This window comes from Mesorhizobium tamadayense (assembly GCF_003863365.1).
GTDB lineage: Bacteria > Pseudomonadota > Alphaproteobacteria > Rhizobiales > Rhizobiaceae > Mesorhizobium > Mesorhizobium tamadayense.
Genome location: NZ_RQXT01000058.1, coordinates 26,664 through 43,613, shown reverse-complemented (window position 1 = coordinate 43,613; position 16,950 = coordinate 26,664). Strand labels below are relative to the sequence as shown.

Here is a 16,950-nt window from a genome sequence, read left to right as displayed (position 1 = left end):
TGTTTCGGCCATGCAACTCCACGGCGGGAATTTGCCAGAACTGGTCGGGGCAGTGCTGAAAGAAACCGGTCTCGATCCATTCCGCCTCGAGCTGGAAATCACCGAATCTTGCATGATCAAGGACATGGGGCGCGCGCTCACCGCGCTGCGCCAGCTCAAAAGCCTTGGGGTTCAAATCGCCATGGATGATTTTGGCACGGGATACTCGTCGCTATCGAATCTGCGGGCTTTCCCGTTTGATAAGATCAAAGTCGATCAGTCTCTTATCCGGGCGGTGGATACCAGCGACGAGGCGGCCGCCGTCATGCGTGCGGTCTTTGGCCTCGCTCGGGGCCTCAAGCTCCCGGTCCTGGCAGAGGGCGTCGAAACGGACGCGGAACTGACCTTCCTGCGGCAAGAAGCCTGCGATGCGATCCAGGGTTACCTACTTGGCCGACCCTGCCCGATTTCCGACTTCGCTCAGCATACAAGCGGCAATGGCAGGTCGGCCCCATCCCGGCGGCTGGGTAACCACGAACTGCGCGTGATCAAGAACAGCGCGGCCTAGTGCGCAAGCGGTCGCACGTTCGTGATCCTCGCGCGCGTCGGTGATGTTGCAGCGTTCCGCGGGTCAACCGCTCCTATATCGAGATCGCGGCGCATCACGGCAGCTCGGATTTGCCGGCCGGCCGGCGATGACCGCAGCGCCTTACCGCGTTCAAGGGGCATCTATCCAACGGGGCGTTATTTGGTGGGGGTGGGACTTCCCTAGATTCGGACATTTGCCAAACGCAATTTCACCTATTTAGGGGTAAAGAGGAGCCACGATGACCAGCATTACGCTAACCGTAGAATGACCGAGTCTGAACCATGGCCACGTCCTTCTCCATTCCTACCTCTGGGCGCGGGGCGCGGCAGCCCGACGAAATAGCCGTCTTTAGTCATCCTGACGTCGTTGGAATCGATCGGATGACAATCCTTGTTTCCGCAGCAGCCATACTTAAGAACAGGATCCGTCTTGCCCATATACCAATCATGGGCGTCTGGATCGCCGGGCAGCACAAGCCTCGCCAATGCAATGTGTCTCAGCAACGGCCTCATGGAACCGGCCCCTCACCATTTTGCCCATAGCAGATTAGTGGGGGCTAATTATATCGCTTTGATTGGCTGGGGTGTGGATAATCAGCGCTGGCGTCTTGCCGTTTGGGCCAGCCGGCGCGCACTCTCGCAGCTATGGTGGCGGAGCATGTCGAATTGGCGTTGTTTGAGCAGTCGCTTGGCAATATCGAGGGGCTCAATCGACCGTTCTGTGATCGCGTAGCTGACGCCGCGGAAAAAACCGCAGGGTCGCTTCTGTTCGATGTTCGCGTCGACGGCGATGCCGGCGTTCAGCGAATGGCTGCGATTGGATGGGGCGCAACCGGCACAGCGATAATCGTAATGGGGAAGAACGGACAACTTAGATGCGCATCGATAAACGGAGACACCGCTCCTTTGGTGGCAGAACTGGCTGCCTGGAATGCATCTCCGCTGAGTGAGCAGGCGAGGGTTGACTACTGCGGAACGGCGAGCATCCTGCTGGAGAGGCTCCGTCGCTCAGGTCATTTCGGCCGTCTCTAGCCACCTCAGCGCTGCTTACCTGGCGGCCAAATTCCCCTCAAATGGGGCGTGATGAGGGTATCGAAACCCAGTCTATGGCGAGCAAATCACTACTGATCCGGTGCCAGGTGCCCCCGCGAACTCTCTATTTCGAAAGCGGAAAAGGTATCCCAGGCGGTTTTGCGTTGGAAATTATAAGAAGACTATCGATGATGACGTCAAAACCGGGCAACTTTTGAGCGATCTGAAAGAGCTGATCACCATCGGTACGGTCCGCCGTCAATCGTTCCGCGCCTACCGTGACTTTATTCCCATGACGTGAAATTGGTCGTGGAGCAGTGCGGGAACCAAATGGCCCCCGACAAACAAGAGCCTCCAATCACCGACGCGCGCTTTGTCATCAATGGTCTCCCGATGGCGATTGTGGACCGGCGGCTGCGTCGCTTCGATTGAAATAGGCCGATCAGCGGGGCGGGCCAATGAAGAGTTCAAACTCAAAAAATGGCACGCGGCATAGTTCCGTGCTGTTGCGGTTCCAGGCTCCGCCAGCACAGAAACAGCTGGCTTTCTTGGTTTGTCGTGGACAGTTCGACAAGGGTAGCTTCAATCCTGGCGCGATCGGTCTACCGCTCGGCCCAGCTCTGGCGCAGCACCCACGGCAGGCGCCGCTTCCATCGTTCACCGCGCGGCAAAGGGACATCTTTATGCCACCGCTTCTTGCGACGGGTCCGTCGGTCTCCAGGCGATGCGTGCGATCCATCCGGAACCGGCGCTACCTCAACCGCTGGCGGCTCGGGAAGCGATGCGTCGGGCATGATCATGTCCTTGGCGTCGGACAGTGCTTTAGCGGTGGTGAGCACGGGCTGAGAACGAGCATCTTCGCTGGGAACAATCGGCTGAGGCATCGCCTCAGCGACCACACCTTTGGTGTTCGCTATCGCCACATCGTTCGCGATCACGGCCAGGTCGATGCCGGCCCAGATCGACTCTGGCCGCTTCACGAGGCCGCGCTTCTGTTTGAACTCGACGACAAAGGGTCGCTGCTGCTTCATGGTGCTCTCGTCGGACTTGGGGATTTGCGAACATCGTCTAAGCCCATCGCACACCTTCGTCCACCCGCCCCCACGCATTGTCCACATCCATACAGCACCCGCATAGTGTCCGCTTCCGACACGCTGGTCCTGCCTCTTCGCCTTTTGTATCGCCGACAAACCACTGGTGCGAAACAGCCTGTTGTGGTTTTGCGCCGCTGAACAATCCCGGTGTTTCGTCCGCGTCAGTCACGCAGATGGCGACAGTCTGCATCAACCAACCGAAACTCGAAACCTGCGTTGCGAGCCAGATCGAACGAAAGATGGGCTGCATGAGCGGCGCAAACTGTTGGTGCAGCCAAATCTTCATTTGATGCGCGGCCGACGCGACCTTTGGCCTTGGCGTTGCCACAGATGTCGACGCTGAACTCGCATAACGCCCGGCCGAATGCATCACGCTAATCGGCTTGCCCCTCTCTAGGCCCGCTTGCAGCCGCAGCGTTTCTTCGGCCGTTGGTTCATTTCGAAACGCGATACGCGTGGAGGACGGCGTTGCCCGCGCGACGGTTCTTCGAGCGACCCTCACTTGTTTGTATGCCTTTGACCAAAAAGAGTACGACCTCTACATTGGCGAATAACGAGCCATGGGCATCGTCGGGTGAAAGCGACCATTGCGCTTCCGCCCTAAAACAGGGAGGGAGCGATGAACAATCCGGAAAAATCCGCTAGCGGCATAGCCTACCCTGACGACCTCGCTCTGTTGAAGCGGGTCTATGATCGGATCTGCCAAGAAAGAGGAATCAGCGCAGGCTCTGCTGAAGCGGAGCAGCTGGCCGCCCGAGCTATGGACCTATTTGGTATGGGCATTTTCGAAGAAGATGCTCTTTACAAGAACCTGAGCACAGGCAGCTAATCATGGTGGCCCAAACAGGGAGGGTGGGAATACGGGAGGAAATGATGGACTACGAACGTAGTATTCGTATCAACGATCAGGCTTACGAGCTTACCTCCTTCGCCAAAAAGTATGGCCTGTCACTCCCGATTGCCGATGCCGTACTGTTCGCAAGAGGGCCGTCTCGAACGGTGTGTGACTCCGCCGCTTTGGCTTTCCTCTTCGCCATCGCTACATATGCCAGGAAACAACCGGCGCGATAGTTTTTTTCGTCGAGAAAATCCCGGTAGCGATGCATGGCGCAAGTCCAGTTCGCCTGGGAGGTGTGTGGTAGGGCCGATCAGGCCGCCTTCATCGGTTGTGTCGCCGACCTTTCATGCCCCTTCGGACGTAGGCCGTGGCACTCCCTCATACTTGCTTCGCCAATTCAGCATCTCCCGTTCAAATTGATGAAGGCGTGCCGACACAGCTGCGGTTTCCGCGCTACGCCATGAGCGTAAAGCCGGCTGGCTCGCGTTCGACGACAAGCCGGTGTATTCGACGATCGTAAAGCATCTCGTCGCCGTCGGAGAGCATTTAGACGTTTCGCCAAGTGGCGACGCGTTCGCGCAACGATGGAATTCTGACCAGTGTTTTGCGGCCGATGACGCGAGCCGGCTTTCGCCTTCGAAGACGTCACCTTGGAGGAGCCTGGATTCTTGCTTGTCGTTTGGCGCACCATGCTTCATTAACGGGCGTTTCCTGAGCGATGTCTTTTTCGCGAGATGGACCATGTTCTTTCAGTGAAGACTCACTCACCAGATGCATTCCGATGCGCTGAGTGTGGCTTGGGGAGAGTGAGGACGCTTGCAGATCCTTGACAGGATTGACGTGCTGATAGCAGCAGACGATTGCCGAGCTGCGATCGAAGAGGCGCGCGCCTTGCTGCTTCAATTCGAACAAAGGTCTAATGCGCTCACACATGCGATCGACGACTTTCTCCTCGATCTGATGACGCTGTCTTTCCTTGTTGAATCTTACGGACGCGGCTTTGAACTGTTGGCGCGAACGCTTGCCCGCAGAAGGCTGGCAAAGGTCAGACTCTTGTCGGGAGGGATCGATTGCGCCAGGGAAAAATGACACTCAAAGCCTGAGGGCTGAAGCGGCGATCGCGGCGCTTTCCGCACAGTGACGAAGGTAACGACGTTGGGAAGCCAAAAAATAGGGCCGTCGGAAAACCGAGGCCCTTTAGGTGTGAAGGTTAAAACCTCCAGAGGGGAACAGCTGATACGATGGAATGGGAGGAAACCATCGTGTGCATCAGCTGTAGCCTTCATGGCTAAAAGTTGTGCGATGCGCAAACACATTTTGTGCAGTGCAGCTATGCAAGAACGGTGAGGGTTCCCTCTCCAAAATTTGCGCTTGGAATATTCGTGCTCATCGCAGGGTGCTGATGAAGGAAATCCGGCAGACGGGTCTGGGACCAAGCCTGATGGCTGATCGACGACTGATGCATTGAAGCCCGTGCTCAATAGATGAGAAAAGTAGGAAGACCACCTCGTGCGGCCGGGCCAACCGCGGCCGTCACGAATGTTGGTCCTGCTCCGGTCTTCGTTCCGCTAAACGGCTCGCCGTCCTCCACTAACGTTGCGGCCCTCAAGCGACGTCTCCCCCGGTTGCCGGTTCGCGGACCTGCGGTCCTGCGCTGGCGGACCTCGTGACGGTCGCGGTTGGCGCGGCCTCGAACGGAGGTTCGGCAAATGGACAGGAAGACCAACAAATCCCATTGGGGGTCTTCCGCCTCGGCGTACTTCACGATGGCGTCCAGCTTGTCACGACAGAAGTCCGGCTCCCAATCTTGGAGACGTCGCGTTGGTCTCATTCCTCGACTGCAAATTACCGCCCTTGCCGGGCGGCAGCCTTCAATTCCAGCAAGCCCTTCCGAATTCGCCGTGCACGCGGCCCACGCCTGGCGCAAACAGGAAAAGTATCAGGCGTTCGACCTTGAGCAGCTCAAGCGGGACATGCAAGACCCGGCCGTTACGAACGCCATCGCACGCAATCGCGCACTGCGCGATCACCGATGCGCGCTCAAGGGTCAAGGTTCGGTCTTTCACATCGGTAAAATTGGCATTTTGAACGCGGCCTGGTGATCGTCTCGTACGATTGCGCGAGCGGACAGTTGTGAGCGCCCGCGCGCCTGAAGGCGCGCGCCGGGTGCTCGTGCACCGAGCCCGCTTTTCTTCGCCAGGCTCAGGCGGTCTCGGCCATCCGGCTTCGCCCCCTGACGCGGGCAGCCTGTCGGCTGCTGACGGTCGCCGGCCTGTCGGCCGGCGTCGCTTTTGCGGTTGCCTTCCCGGGTGGCGCAGGGTGGGCGGCACTCCCTTCTAGGCCCGCCGCGGCCTCCCGCAACCCTCCGCTTGCCGCTCCGGGTCCTCCTCTTCGTTCCGGTCCTTCGGATGCGGTCCGCCTTCGACGTCGGGCCTTTCCGGTCGCGTTCGCCGCCCACCCCGCTCACATGGGGACTTTGTCGTCAAGGCTGTCTTCGCATATCTACCTCAATGCGTTGTGATCCTAGGTCCGAGCCTGTCGTCTTGGCGCGGCGATAACACCGGTCCAAACTCACATACGGTCGCTGCGCTGTGGCAGCTGCACCAACATCCCGCTTTCGTCGGTAAGGCTCAGGGGAACGCGACCAATCTTCCGGACGGCATTTTAGGCCAAGTGGGGTGGGAGGTTCGTTCGCCCAGGATCAGCCGGGAGCGATCAATCCCGGCGGATGGAAAAGAGTACGTTGATCATGCCGGCTTCATGACAGCGCCCTCAATGACAGCACCATGATGAACATACTTCCATAGCGCGATCAGAAGTTTTCTCGCGAGCGCAATAATGGCCGGCTTCCGGCGCCTGCCACCGTCGAGCGCGACCCTCTCCTGGAACCATTGTGCTAAAGCCGATCGAGGTTGATGCAAAAGCCAGAACCACGACAATTGCACCATCACGGTCCTCAGCCTCGGATTGCCCGCTTTCGATACGCCCTGTTCCCGGCTGATCGATCCGCTTTGCCACGGTGTCGGCGTCAGACCGGCATAGGAGGCGAGCTGCCTTCGATTCGCAAATTCGCGATACAGACCCTCGGACCAAAGCACCTCGGCAAAGTCCGCTCCCACGCCGCGCAGTTGCTTGAGCATCGACATTCCATTGGCGACTTTTGATGGGTCGCATTCATTGCGAGCCACTTCGTCACGCGCTGCTTCCACGTCCTTGATTTGCCGAAGCACGAGCTCGATCCGGTCCAGTGCACGGACAATCTCCGCTTTGAGATTCGACGGTAGTTCACGACCGTCTCCGGTCCTAAGTTCTTCCAGTCGAGTGCGGCGGTCCCGCTTCAGCGGCTCAAATCCAACGATGCCCTGCGAGAACAAGAGCCCCTTGACCCGGTTCACGATCTTGATCCGCTCCGCTATGAGAGCGCGTCGCTCACGGCTGTTGCGCTTTCGGTCCTCTTGCTCGGGCGATGGCGGAACCACCATGGCGCATACCCGCGGCTCGCCGCGCTTGTAGGCAAGCAGGGCGCGAAGCAGGGTCTCGCCATCCAGCTTGTCCGTCTTCGTCCGGCGCTTCCTGCGTGACGTGGCAATGGATGCTGCATCAACCACATGGCTTTCGATACCGTCACGCTCAAGGATCCGATGTATCCAGAAGCCGTCCAGGCCAGCCTCCTGGATTGCGATCACCGGCACGTCACGGCCCGTTCTGCGCCGAACCGTCGACTTCAACTGGCTGATAAGGTCGAACAATCCGGCCGTATCGCCTGCCTTGACGACGCGCTTTGACATCTTCTCTCCGTTGCACGGCAACAAGCTTGTCACCAACCAGCTCGAGCGACTGAGTTCCAGGGACAGGAAGATAGCGCCGAGTGTCGTATGGACCACATCGGTTTCAATCTCAGTCACGTTTTCAGCTTTCATGTGTTCTATCCCTCCAAGTTGTTCATGAGCAATACGCCGCCAAAGCGAGTTGATCGCAGCTGCAGTCATCGCTTCGCGATGTGGTTTTGGTTGTTGCCTGCCCCCGCTCGCGGGGTGGGCGACGCTCCTTTCTAGGCCCGCTGCGGCAGGCCGCAATGTTCGCTCCGCTCACATCCTCCACTCCGTTCCGGCCCTTCGGGTGCGGCCTGCCTCGTTCAGCGGGCCAAGCCAGTCGCGTTCTGCCGCCCACCCCACTCACGGGGGCAGGCACGCGAGATCGGGATCGAGCGCTGCCTCCACCGCCCATGGGATCTTCCGGGGAGGGCGCGCGATTGACGAGCGGAGGACGAAACCATGCGTGCAAACAACAAGCGTTCCGGCAGCGGACAGGCTGGCGCAGGGAAGGGCGGGGGCCCCGGCGCCAGCCTTTATCAGGAAATCACCGACCGTATCATTGCCGAACTGGAGCGCGGCACCGTGCCGTGGGTCAAGCCGTGGGGCAGGGCAAAGGCCAGCCTTGGCCTGCCGAAGAATGCGGCCACCCAGCGCCGCTATTCCGGCATCAACATCCTCATCCTGTGGGGCGCGGTGATCGAGCGCTCATACCCGAGCCAGAACTGGCTCACCTTCCGGCAGGCGCTTGCCCTTGGCGGCAACGTCAGGAAGGGCGAGCGCGGCACGACCATCGTTCACGCCGACCGATTTGTTCCCAAAGACGAAAAGGAACGCGCCAAGACCGACGGCGACCAACCGCAGACGGTGCCGTTCTTGAAGCGCTTTACCGTCTTCAATGTCGCCCAGTGCGATAACCTGCCCGAATATCTCCATGCCGCCGCCGAGCCGCTGCCCGCGCGCCAAATCGTCCCGCAGGCGGAGGCGCTTATTCGCTCAAGCGGCGCGGATTTCCGGATCGGTGGTGATCGCGCTTTCTACATGCCGAGCAGCGACACCATCCAGGTGCCGCCGCAGCCGGCATTCTTCCATCAAATCGACTATTACCGGACCTGCTTTCACGAGTTAGGTTTCATCTCAAGTGTCCTCCTTGGTGCGGTGCCTGCCGCAGGGAGGGCCTGACGATGGCTTCTCTCGATCGCGCGGACGTCTACGCCCGCATAACAGCCGAGATTGTTGCGGCTATCGAAGCCGGCGCCGACGAGTATGTCATGCCTTGGCACCACAACGGCTCCGCGACGGCGCGGCCGGTCAACGTCGCCTCCGGTAAGGCCTATCGGGGCGTACCACTCGCCTTGTGGGTCGCTGCGCAAAGCGCCGCGTATCCGACAGGCCTCTGGGGAACCTATCGGCAGTGGCAGGCGCTTGGCGCTCAGGTGCGCAAAGGCGAGCGCTCCACGACGGTCGTTTTCTGGAAGCAGATCGGCGGTGACAGTGACGAGGATGACAGCGGTTCGGATGATGGAGCGGAGCGCCGCCGCTTCTTTGCTCGCGGCTACTCCGTGTTCAACTGCGCGCAGGTCGGCGGCTACGAGCCGGAACCTATTGCTGCGTACTCAGAAGAAGAACGCGTCGCCCATGCCGATGCTTTCTACGCCAACCTTGGCATCAACACCGTCTATGGCGGCAATGAAGCCTATTATTTGCCATCGGCTGATCGGGTGCATGTCCCAAGTTTCAGTTTATTCAGGGATGCTGCGTCTCATTATAGTGTGCTTTTTCATGAAGGGCTCCATGCCACAGCAGCCAAACATCGACTTGATCGCGATCTATCCGGACGGTTCGGCTCCGAGGCCTATGCCATGGAGGAGATCATTGCCTTATCTTGACAGTCTGCACCGACTCTCAGTGTCTTGCTGGCGTCGATGCAACAGGACTGACGGAGGCGTTGTCCAGGCCGGCCGCAGCGCTCCCACATAGCTGGCGGAGGCCGGCCTGGATAGCGCCGGGCAAGCTGAACTCCTTCGTTGACGCTGGGTCCCCGGATGGGGGTCCGGGGGAAGGTTGAACAACTTGTGGACGATTTAGCGCCGGTTTCGAACATCACCATTCAGGAGCGCCGATCGGCTGACGGGCTTGATGCACACGTTCCCATGATCCTTAGGGATGGGGCACTCTACGATCCTGATCTGGATCGTTTCTTCCGCAACCTGCCTCTCAACGGCGTTCGCTCCCACCATTCCCTTCGGGCCTACGGTTATGATGTCCTCGTCTGGGTCCGCTTTCTTTCGGAAGCCTGCGCCAAGGCGGTATGGCAGGCTGGTCGGCATGACGTCCTTGCCTATCACCGGGTTCGGCGCCGTGCGGAGGTCGGACAACGCATCTCTGCTGCTTCCTGGAATCGTGCCGTCGCCTGCCTCGACCGTGTGTATCGATGGGGCGTCCAGGAGGGTCTCATTGCGGAAGCGCCGTTCACGCATCGGTCCGTGTGGAGGCAAGGGTATGCTGGCCGGCGAGCGCAGATCGCGGCTCGCAACGATGCGTATGAACCCGCCGCGCGCCGCGCGGATGTCAGCTTCGTCACGCTCGACGACTATCGGAGATTTCGGGATGTTGGCTTGAGAGGGCTACTGCCTGATGGCGGAACGCGCCCTGGCGCCCGAGATCGCAACGGCATTCGCAATGCGCTGTTTTCAGATCTTCTGGTTACGACGGGCCTCCGGCTGGAGGAAGCTTCATTTCTCTTCGCATCCGATCTTGCTGTCGTTGGTCAGCCGCCAGGCCGTCAGGTCTGGCTCGAACTGCCCGATGCTTTGACCAAGGGCGATCGTGGTCGCCAGATACTCCTTCCCGCTCGACTGCTCGAGCAGGCGCGCGCCTATATCGCTGTCGAGCGCTCGCATGCGGTTGCAAAGTTTCAGCGCCGTTCGGGGTGGCAATCACTCGACCGCCCGATCCTGGTACACCAGGAGCGGAGCAATTCCCGGCTACGATTGCGTGATGGCGGCGACATCGCGCTTGACCTGCTCAGCCCCGAGGAACGCGGCCGGATCATTGTCTGCAACGACGACGGCACACCGAGCGAACCGGCGGTATTATGGCTCTCGGAGGTCGGCCTGCCGGTACAGCCGAACTCCTGGGAAGTCATCTTCGCCCGTGCTTCCGCGCGGTGCAGATCCTTCGGCTTCGACGTCAAAATCAGTCCGCATCAGCTCCGCCATTCCTTTGCAGTTCATATGCTGGCGATGCTCATTCAGCATCGCCTCCGTGATGCGGCGTTGCCTGCCGGACCGATGGAGGGGTACCGGCAAGTGCTCGGCGATCCTCTTCAGCAAGTCCAACGGCTCCTTGGTCATGCCAGTCTAGCAACGACCTACATCTACCTCGACCACATCGCTGCACGCGCTGATACCGTCGATACGGCGGTCGAGGAACTGCTCGCACTGCTCCCATCGGAGACTTCATTATGACTGGGCGGCCGCGCAAGGGAGCTCCAGTCCGTTTTGCACCAGCCGATGCCATTGCTACCGCTCACGCCCGCGATCCGGTCCTCGGTCTGCGCTTCAACATCGAGGCGCGCTATGGCGGGAGCATCGACGTTGACCTTACTGGCCTGCATCCGCGACCTCTCGCCATCGCATTTGCCGGTGCTCTTCGCCGGCAGGCGGAGCTTGGTGGTTCGCTGGGGGCGCGGAGTACCATCAAGGGGCATCTAAATGCATGTCTTCGGTTCTTCGCGTATCTGCGCGAGCACTCGAGGGCAAAGACGCCCGCCGATCTGCGCGCTGATGATATCGACGGATATGAGGATTTCCTCGAAGCCGGCGGGATGAAGCCTATCTATCGGCACATCGTCCTTGCCAAGGCTATTCTCGCCTTGCGCTCGATTGATGCCGACCAACCTGGCCTTCTCGATGAAGGGGTACGGCGTCGGCTAAGTTATACCAGCACACAATCCGCCGGCCGATCGCAACCGCGCGACGCCTACAGTCCGTTCGTCGCAAGGCAGCTTCGCGATGCGGCCCGCGCTGACATCGGCAAGATATTCAGACGCATCGGGAAGTCGCTCGATGATGATGAGGGCGACTCCAATCTTCGCAGAGTGACCGACGAAGCGAACGACAGGATCGTGGCCTCGGGCGCGCTCAGCAGCGGGGACAGAGCCTTCCATCGCCTGTACTTCATGAGGGCGCGTCGCGGTCTGCCTGTCTCAACCTTGGCCGAAGACATCCACGGTCGTTATCACCTGCGGGCCACCGACATTCCACCGCTTCTGACCTTCCTGTCGCTGGAGACCGGTCTGGAGATAGAATGTTGCAAGGGTTTGACGATCGACTGCCTCCAGAACCCCGGACCTGGAACCATCGACATAGCCTATATTAAGCGACGCGCACGAGGTGCTGAGCACAAACATATTCGTGTACGTGACGGCGGGATCGGAACACCGGGTGGTCTCATTCGCAAGCTGATAGAGGTGACGGCCTTTACGAGGCAGTTCGTCCCAAGCGATTGCCTTTGGCTCTATTACTATACCGGCCGGAAGCAACTCCGCGCAGGTGTCGATAATCCGCATGAACGCGTTGACCAATGGACCGGAAGCCATGGGATCGTCGATGACGATGGCGAGCCTCTTCGGCTCGTTCTTTCGCGCTTGCGCAAGACCCACAAGGCGTTCTGGTATCTGAAGACCGAGGGTCATATGGCCCGCTTTGCGGTCGGACATACGCCCGAGATCGCCGCTCGCCACTATGCGGACATTCCCTCGCTGCGGCCGCTTCATGAGGCCACCGTCGCGGAGGCATTTTCCGAGGTCGTAGCGGTTGCCGGTCCGATCATATTAGTGCCTGACGACGAGGATTCCTGGCGCCAAAGCCACACCGCTTCGGAAGGAAGCAGTGATGTCGACGCGCTTCTAGGCGGCGAACAGGATGTTTGGCTGGCTGCATGCTCTGGCTTTGACCGCAGCCCTTTTGGGGAGCTGGGATCACCTTGCCCGCAACCGTTCTGGGGCTGTCTCGAATGCCGCAACGCCGTCATCACCGCGCGCAAGCTGCCGGCGATCATCGCGTTCCTGCGGTTTATCGAGGAGCAACGGACGGGTCTTCCCGCCGCGGACTGGGCCATGAAGTTCGGCCGCGCGCATCATCGCATTGCGAAGCAGGTTTTGCCTGCTTTCCCGGAGAGTGTAGTTGCCGAAGCTCGCCGCGAGGCGGAAGGGCACGCCCTCTATCTGGCGCCGGAGGCCCGGCAATGATTAGGTCGGCCGCAGCAGCCTCCACCTCTCAAGAACTCGATCTTCGCCCGGTTCTCGCATCCGCTCCTTTGAAGCCGGGCTTTGATCGGGACACCCTTTCGCGCTACGGCGATCCGAGCTGGGATCTCGGACCCGCCGTATTTCGCGAGAACGCCAGGCGTTGTCATGTCACCGTGCATTTCGGGTCCGTCGAGGATGTGAGTGTTCGCGAGGCGCTTCGCGAGCTTCTCTATGCCGGCTCAACGTCGACATGCCGGGTCACCGCAAAAAGCTTCCTCCCGGCAGTATCCGGCAGGTCTTCAATCGTGCACGACGCTTCTTCGAGTTTGTGCGCGATGAGCTTGGTGCTGTCGATCTTCGCCGTGTCGATCAGCAACTGCTCGATCGCTACGTTCGCCATCTCAAGACAGACCGTGCCCGCCGACCGGTTATAGTCGGGCACCTCCTGGAAGTCTCGACTGATCTCTATGCGTTGCGCGACTATCTCCCATCTGGAGGTCTACCGTTCCAACCCTGGGCCGGCCAGGCACCCCACCGTGTCGCCGGTTACCGGCATGTCCGCGAGAACCGAACGCCACGTATTCCGGAAGTGATCATGTCGCCGCTGCTTGCTTGGTCGAGCCGGTATATTACCCAGTTCGCCTCAGACATCTTCGCCGCCCGTGCAGAGCTGGAACGATTGGAAGCCCACTGCGCCGCGCTCATCCAGTCAGATCAGGCTTTCGCATACACGGAACGCCGTAACCGACAGCGAAGGCGTCTTCAGAACTATTTCGATCAGCTACGAAGCGAAGGCCGTGGCGTACCGATCTGGGGGACCGCGCACAACGGCACGATTTTGCGGCACCCAGAGACAGGAGACGTATCGCCGCCCGTCAATTCGCACCTGCTTCACCTGCACATTGGCATCGACGCCCAGGCCGAGCCAAGGATGCATATTCAGCTGACCGGCGGTGCACCTCGCCAGATCAGGGCCGCGTTGCTCGAACTCGGTGTCGAGACCGGTGGCATGGAGACTCCCATCACCATTCTGCCGGAGACCGGCAAGCCCTGGCGGCCCCGGTTCGACATCAAGACCCTTGCTCAGGAAGAGCGGATGCTGCAGGCGGCAGCCTATATCCTCTGCGCTTACCTGACCGGAATGCGAGACTGCGAGGTCCAGGCAATGCAGCGCGGGTGTCTTGCCCTGACGCGCAGCCAAGATGGCATGATCATGCGTCATCGCGTTCGCTCGGTTGCCTACAAGGGTAAGTCGAGCCAAGGTGAGCCGGCTGATTGGATTACAATTGAGCCTGTAGCCAAGGCGATAGAAGTGCTGGAACGTTTGTCCTTCCGGGCGGCCTCCGCACGCGGGCTCACGACGCTCTGGCCCGTTCTTATCGCAAGGTCCGTTAGCAAGGATCACCTCTCGGCCGAGATTGTCCGCCAACTCAACCGCTTCCGCGACCATCTCAACGACCTATTCGGCACACCGGATATGCCGGCTGTCCCGAACGGACCAGGTGATCAGCCTTGGCGGATCACGACGCGACAGTTCAGACGCACGATTGCATGGCACATTGCCAACCGTCCCTTCGGCACAATTGCCGGCATGATCCAGTACAAGCATGCTTCCGTTGCCGCCTTCGAGGGCTATGCCGGCTCCAGCCGATCCGGCTTCCGTGCGGAGGTGCAGAACCAGCGCAGCTTCGGCCAGCTTGATGACCTGTTGACTTATTTCGATCAGCGGCAGGCCGGGGCGACGTTGTCCGGGCCCGCCGCAGCGCGTGTAGCAAAGACACTCGACGGCATATCGACAGAACTCGGCCCGCTTCCGGCCATGATCGCTGATCGTGGGCGGCTCCGCACAATGCTAGCGAGCCTCGCGCGGACATTGCATGTCGGGGTGCTGGCCGACTGCTTCTTTGATCCCGGCACGGCCGCCTGCCTTAAGCAGGCGACGAACATCGACGGCAAGATGCCGCTGACCGCGCTTTGCCAGCCAACCCGCTGCCCCAATGCCTGCATCACCGCACGCCATCGGCCAGCCTGGTCACGCTCTGCCGAGGACGCCAAGACCTTGCTGAAGGAGAAGCGTCTGTCGCCTTTGCAACGGACCATCGTGAAGCAGGATCTCCAGCGGATCCAGGCGGTTCTTGATGGCTTAGATCGTCGGATCTGAGGCGGCGTAGCGGCTTTGCGTGCGGCCCAATGATCGGATGTCCCGTCGGCCCAACCCCGGCGTTCGGCGGAGCGCGCGATGTCAGGTCCGCCCGCGCAACGGCTATCGCCGTCCTTCGCTCACGCTGCGGCTCTTCGAGTGCGCGGTCGGCCCTTAGGCCATCGCAGATGGCTGCTCCGCCGCCGGGGATTGGCCCCGGCGGGACAGGAGTTCCGACCATGGACACGCAAAATCGCACCGACGTTTATACCCGCATCACCTCCCAGATCATTGCCGCCATCGAGGCCGGCGCCGGCGAATGGCGGATGCCCTGGCATCACGATGGAAGCTCGATTGCTCGCCCAACCAACATCTCTTCCGGAAAGGCCTATCGCGGCGTCAATACGCTCGCTCTTTGGATCGCAGCTCAGGCTCACGGCTTTGGAAGCGGCATCTGGGGCACATACCGGCAATGGCAGACCCTTGACGCCCAGGTCCGCAAGGGCGAACGCGCAACAACCGTCGTGCTCTGGAAGGAGTTTGCCGCACACAGTGACGATGATGCAGTCGGCGACGATGAGCACCCCCAGCGACGCCTCTTCGCGCGCGCCTTCTCGGTCTTCAACAGCTCTCAGGTCGAGGGCTTCACGCCTTCCGCCGCTCCAATCTTGCCTGACTCTGAACGAGTCCCGCATGCCGATGCCTTCATCAGTGCGCTCGGCATCCCAGTTACTTTTGGCGCCAACGCTGCATATTACCGCATCGATCTCGACCGAATCTTTATGCCGGACTTCAATCGCTTCCGCGATGCTGTCGCTCACGTCGGGACTTATGTCCACGAGGCCGCGCATGCCACGGGCTCTAAGCATCGGCTCGATCGAGACTTCACCAAACGCTTCACTCGCCAGGCTTTGGCAGTCGAAGAACTGACCGCCGAACTTGCTGCAGCCTATATTTTAGCCGATCTGGGCCTGGAGCATCATCCCCGTCCTGACCACGCAGCCTATGTGGCATCCTGGCTCAAAGTGCTGAAGGACGACCCGCGGGCGATCTTCACTGCCGCAAGCAAAGCGCAGGCTGCCGCTGACTGGATGCACGCGCGACAGCCGCCGAGCTGAGCGCCACGTCGCCTTAGGGCCGCCACCGACGCGCAGCCATGGCCTTTTCACCTTGGCTGCCGCCCAGCCCGCGAGGATAAAAACACCGCTGAGGCCTGACACTCCGTTTCCGCGATAGCCACGATCGTCAGGCTTGACTGTCAGGATATGTCGCAGAACTTGCTGCAGCCTATATTTTAGCCGATCTGGGCCTGGAGCATCATCCCCGTCCTGACCACGCAGCCTATGTGGCATCCTGGCTCAAAGTGCTGAAGGACGACCCGCGGGCGATCTTCACTGCCGCAAGCAAAGCGCAGGCTGCCGCTGACTGGATGCACGCGCGACAGCCGCCGAGCTGAGCGCCACGTCGCCTTAGGGCCGCCACCGACGCGCAGCCATGGCCTTTTCACCTTGGCTGCCGCCCAGCCCGCGAGGATAAAAACACCGCTGAGGCCTGACACTCCGTTTCCGCGATAGCCACGATCGTCAGGCTTGACTGTCAGGATATGTCGCCGAGATCACTGCTGCCTTCATCTGCAGCAGTCTCGGCATCGAGCCGACCGTGCGCCATGCCGATTACATCGGCTCATGGCTCGACGTTCTGCGCGAGGACAATCGCGCCATCTTCCGCGCCGCCAGCCAAGCCTCGAAAGCCGCCGATTTCCTGCTCGGCCTCTATGCCGATGTCGAAGGCAAGACGCATGCCGGGATCGCCGCATGAGCCCGCCTGATGCTCCGCGCGACCGCCTTGCGCTGCTGGCGGACGCGCCGATGCGCCCGCGCGCGGCGCACAAGCCGCTCCATAGAGAGCCTGTTTGACAAGGCCGCCAAAAATCAACGCGCCCTGTTTTGAAGGAATTCCGCCATGATCCTGATCACCGATGCACTGCGCGCCCGGCTTCTCGCCAACAGCGCAGCCGACGCCGAAACCGACCATGTTCCGGTCGTGAAACTGTTCGACCCGACCGGGCCGGCGACCTGGCTTTTGACCGAACTCGACGGCGATGGCGACACGGTGTTCGGCCTTTGCGATCTTGGTGTCGGCTTCCCCGAACTCGGCAGCGTCAGCCTTGCCGAGCTTGAAAGCGTCAGGGGCGCGCTTGGTCTCGGCATCGA

Annotated in this window: 14 protein-coding genes and 5 pseudogenes; 15 read left to right on the top strand and 4 right to left on the bottom strand. The window is 60.5% G+C overall.

Annotated features, from left to right (window positions below):
• Both EH240_RS31270 and EH240_RS40225 read left to right on the top strand, forming a co-directional pair.
• Positions 1 to 547 (top strand): EAL domain-containing protein (locus tag EH240_RS31270; RefSeq protein ID WP_148101157.1); only part of this gene is annotated, 547 nt, incomplete at its 5' end.
• A gap of 665 nt (positions 548 to 1,212) precedes the next feature.
• Entirely contained in the window at positions 1,213 to 1,599 is a 387-nt protein-coding gene (locus EH240_RS40225; RefSeq protein ID WP_125005795.1) for a hypothetical protein, read from the top strand.
• Positions 1,600 to 2,201: 602 nt separating this feature from the next.
• Here the strand turns inward: EH240_RS40225 and EH240_RS31260 are convergent.
• Together EH240_RS31260 and EH240_RS39385 are read right to left on the bottom strand one after the other, a co-directional pair.
• Positions 2,202 to 2,630, bottom strand: a complete 429-nt coding sequence (locus EH240_RS31260; protein WP_125005787.1) for a hypothetical protein — start codon at positions 2,628 to 2,630, stop codon at positions 2,202 to 2,204.
• A gap of 37 nt (positions 2,631 to 2,667) precedes the next feature.
• Entirely contained in the window at positions 2,668 to 2,979 is a 312-nt protein-coding gene (locus EH240_RS39385) for an MFS transporter (protein ID WP_281035186.1), read from the bottom strand.
• Positions 2,980 to 3,312: 333 nt separating this feature from the next.
• On the opposite strand from EH240_RS39385, the gene EH240_RS31250 reads away from it, so the two are divergent.
• From EH240_RS31250 to EH240_RS39380, 4 genes are all read left to right on the top strand, one after another.
• Positions 3,313 to 3,522 (top strand): hypothetical protein, encoded by a 210-nt coding sequence (locus tag EH240_RS31250; RefSeq protein ID WP_125005785.1) that lies wholly within the window; start codon positions 3,313 to 3,315, stop codon positions 3,520 to 3,522.
• Between the two features lie 44 nt (positions 3,523 to 3,566).
• Positions 3,567 to 3,764: a hypothetical protein gene (locus tag EH240_RS38590; RefSeq protein ID WP_125005783.1), complete on the top strand. Its 198-nt coding sequence runs from the start codon at positions 3,567 to 3,569 to the stop codon at positions 3,762 to 3,764.
• A gap of 583 nt (positions 3,765 to 4,347) precedes the next feature.
• Entirely contained in the window at positions 4,348 to 4,620 is a 273-nt protein-coding gene (locus EH240_RS38265; protein WP_167484240.1) for a hypothetical protein, read from the top strand.
• Positions 4,621 to 5,240: 620 nt separating this feature from the next.
• Complete coding sequence (locus tag EH240_RS39380) at positions 5,241 to 5,633, top strand: thioredoxin domain-containing protein (RefSeq protein ID WP_245436540.1); 393 nt, start codon at positions 5,241 to 5,243, stop codon at positions 5,631 to 5,633.
• A 645-nt stretch (positions 5,634 to 6,278) separates the two neighbouring features.
• Here EH240_RS39380 and EH240_RS31225 read toward each other — a convergent pair.
• Positions 6,279 to 7,427 (bottom strand): IS110 family RNA-guided transposase, encoded by a 1,149-nt coding sequence (locus tag EH240_RS31225; RefSeq protein ID WP_425374851.1) that lies wholly within the window; start codon positions 7,425 to 7,427, stop codon positions 6,279 to 6,281.
• Positions 7,428 to 7,805: 378 nt separating this feature from the next.
• Between EH240_RS31225 and EH240_RS31220 the strand changes: the two are divergent.
• The 4 genes and pseudogenes from EH240_RS31220 to EH240_RS31205 all read left to right on the top strand — a co-directional run.
• Positions 7,806 to 8,474, top strand: a pseudogene (locus tag EH240_RS31220) (ArdC family protein); the annotation flags it as partial.
• Between the two features lie 53 nt (positions 8,475 to 8,527).
• Positions 8,528 to 9,214, top strand: a pseudogene (locus EH240_RS31215) (ArdC family protein); the annotation flags it as partial.
• A 174-nt stretch (positions 9,215 to 9,388) separates the two neighbouring features.
• Positions 9,389 to 10,813, top strand: a complete 1,425-nt coding sequence (locus EH240_RS31210; RefSeq protein WP_125005791.1) for a tyrosine-type recombinase/integrase — start codon at positions 9,389 to 9,391, stop codon at positions 10,811 to 10,813.
• Positions 10,810 to 12,597 carry a hypothetical protein gene (locus EH240_RS31205; protein WP_125005775.1) on the top strand — a complete coding sequence of 596 codons (1,788 nt, stop codon included), beginning with the start codon at positions 10,810 to 10,812 and terminating at the stop codon, positions 12,595 to 12,597. The genes EH240_RS31210 and EH240_RS31205 overlap by 4 nt, the downstream gene beginning before the upstream one ends.
• Before the next feature lie 229 nt (positions 12,598 to 12,826).
• On the opposite strand, the gene EH240_RS39950 is transcribed toward EH240_RS31205, so the two are convergent.
• Positions 12,827 to 13,039, bottom strand: a complete 213-nt coding sequence (locus tag EH240_RS39950; protein ID WP_342634119.1) for a hypothetical protein — start codon at positions 13,037 to 13,039, stop codon at positions 12,827 to 12,829.
• Positions 13,040 to 13,192: 153 nt separating this feature from the next.
• Between EH240_RS39950 and EH240_RS31200 the strand changes: the two genes are divergently transcribed.
• The 5 genes and pseudogenes from EH240_RS31200 to EH240_RS40220 all read left to right on the top strand — a co-directional run.
• The gene (locus EH240_RS31200) at positions 13,193 to 14,758 is read left to right on the top strand and encodes an integrase (protein WP_342634118.1); all 1,566 of its coding nucleotides are present in this window, start codon (positions 13,193 to 13,195) and stop codon (positions 14,756 to 14,758) included.
• A gap of 218 nt (positions 14,759 to 14,976) precedes the next feature.
• Positions 14,977 to 15,855 (top strand): ArdC family protein, encoded by an 879-nt coding sequence (locus tag EH240_RS31195; RefSeq protein WP_125005773.1) that lies wholly within the window; start codon positions 14,977 to 14,979, stop codon positions 15,853 to 15,855.
• A gap of 149 nt (positions 15,856 to 16,004) precedes the next feature.
• Positions 16,005 to 16,193, top strand: a pseudogene (locus tag EH240_RS31190) (zincin-like metallopeptidase domain-containing protein); the annotation flags it as partial.
• A 149-nt stretch (positions 16,194 to 16,342) separates the two neighbouring features.
• Positions 16,343 to 16,555: pseudogene (locus EH240_RS31185) on the top strand (zincin-like metallopeptidase domain-containing protein); the annotation flags it as partial.
• Positions 16,556 to 16,699: 144 nt separating this feature from the next.
• Positions 16,700 to 16,918 (top strand): annotated as a pseudogene (locus EH240_RS40220) (DUF2958 domain-containing protein); the annotation flags it as partial.
• Between the last annotated feature and the right edge of the window lie 32 nt (positions 16,919 to 16,950).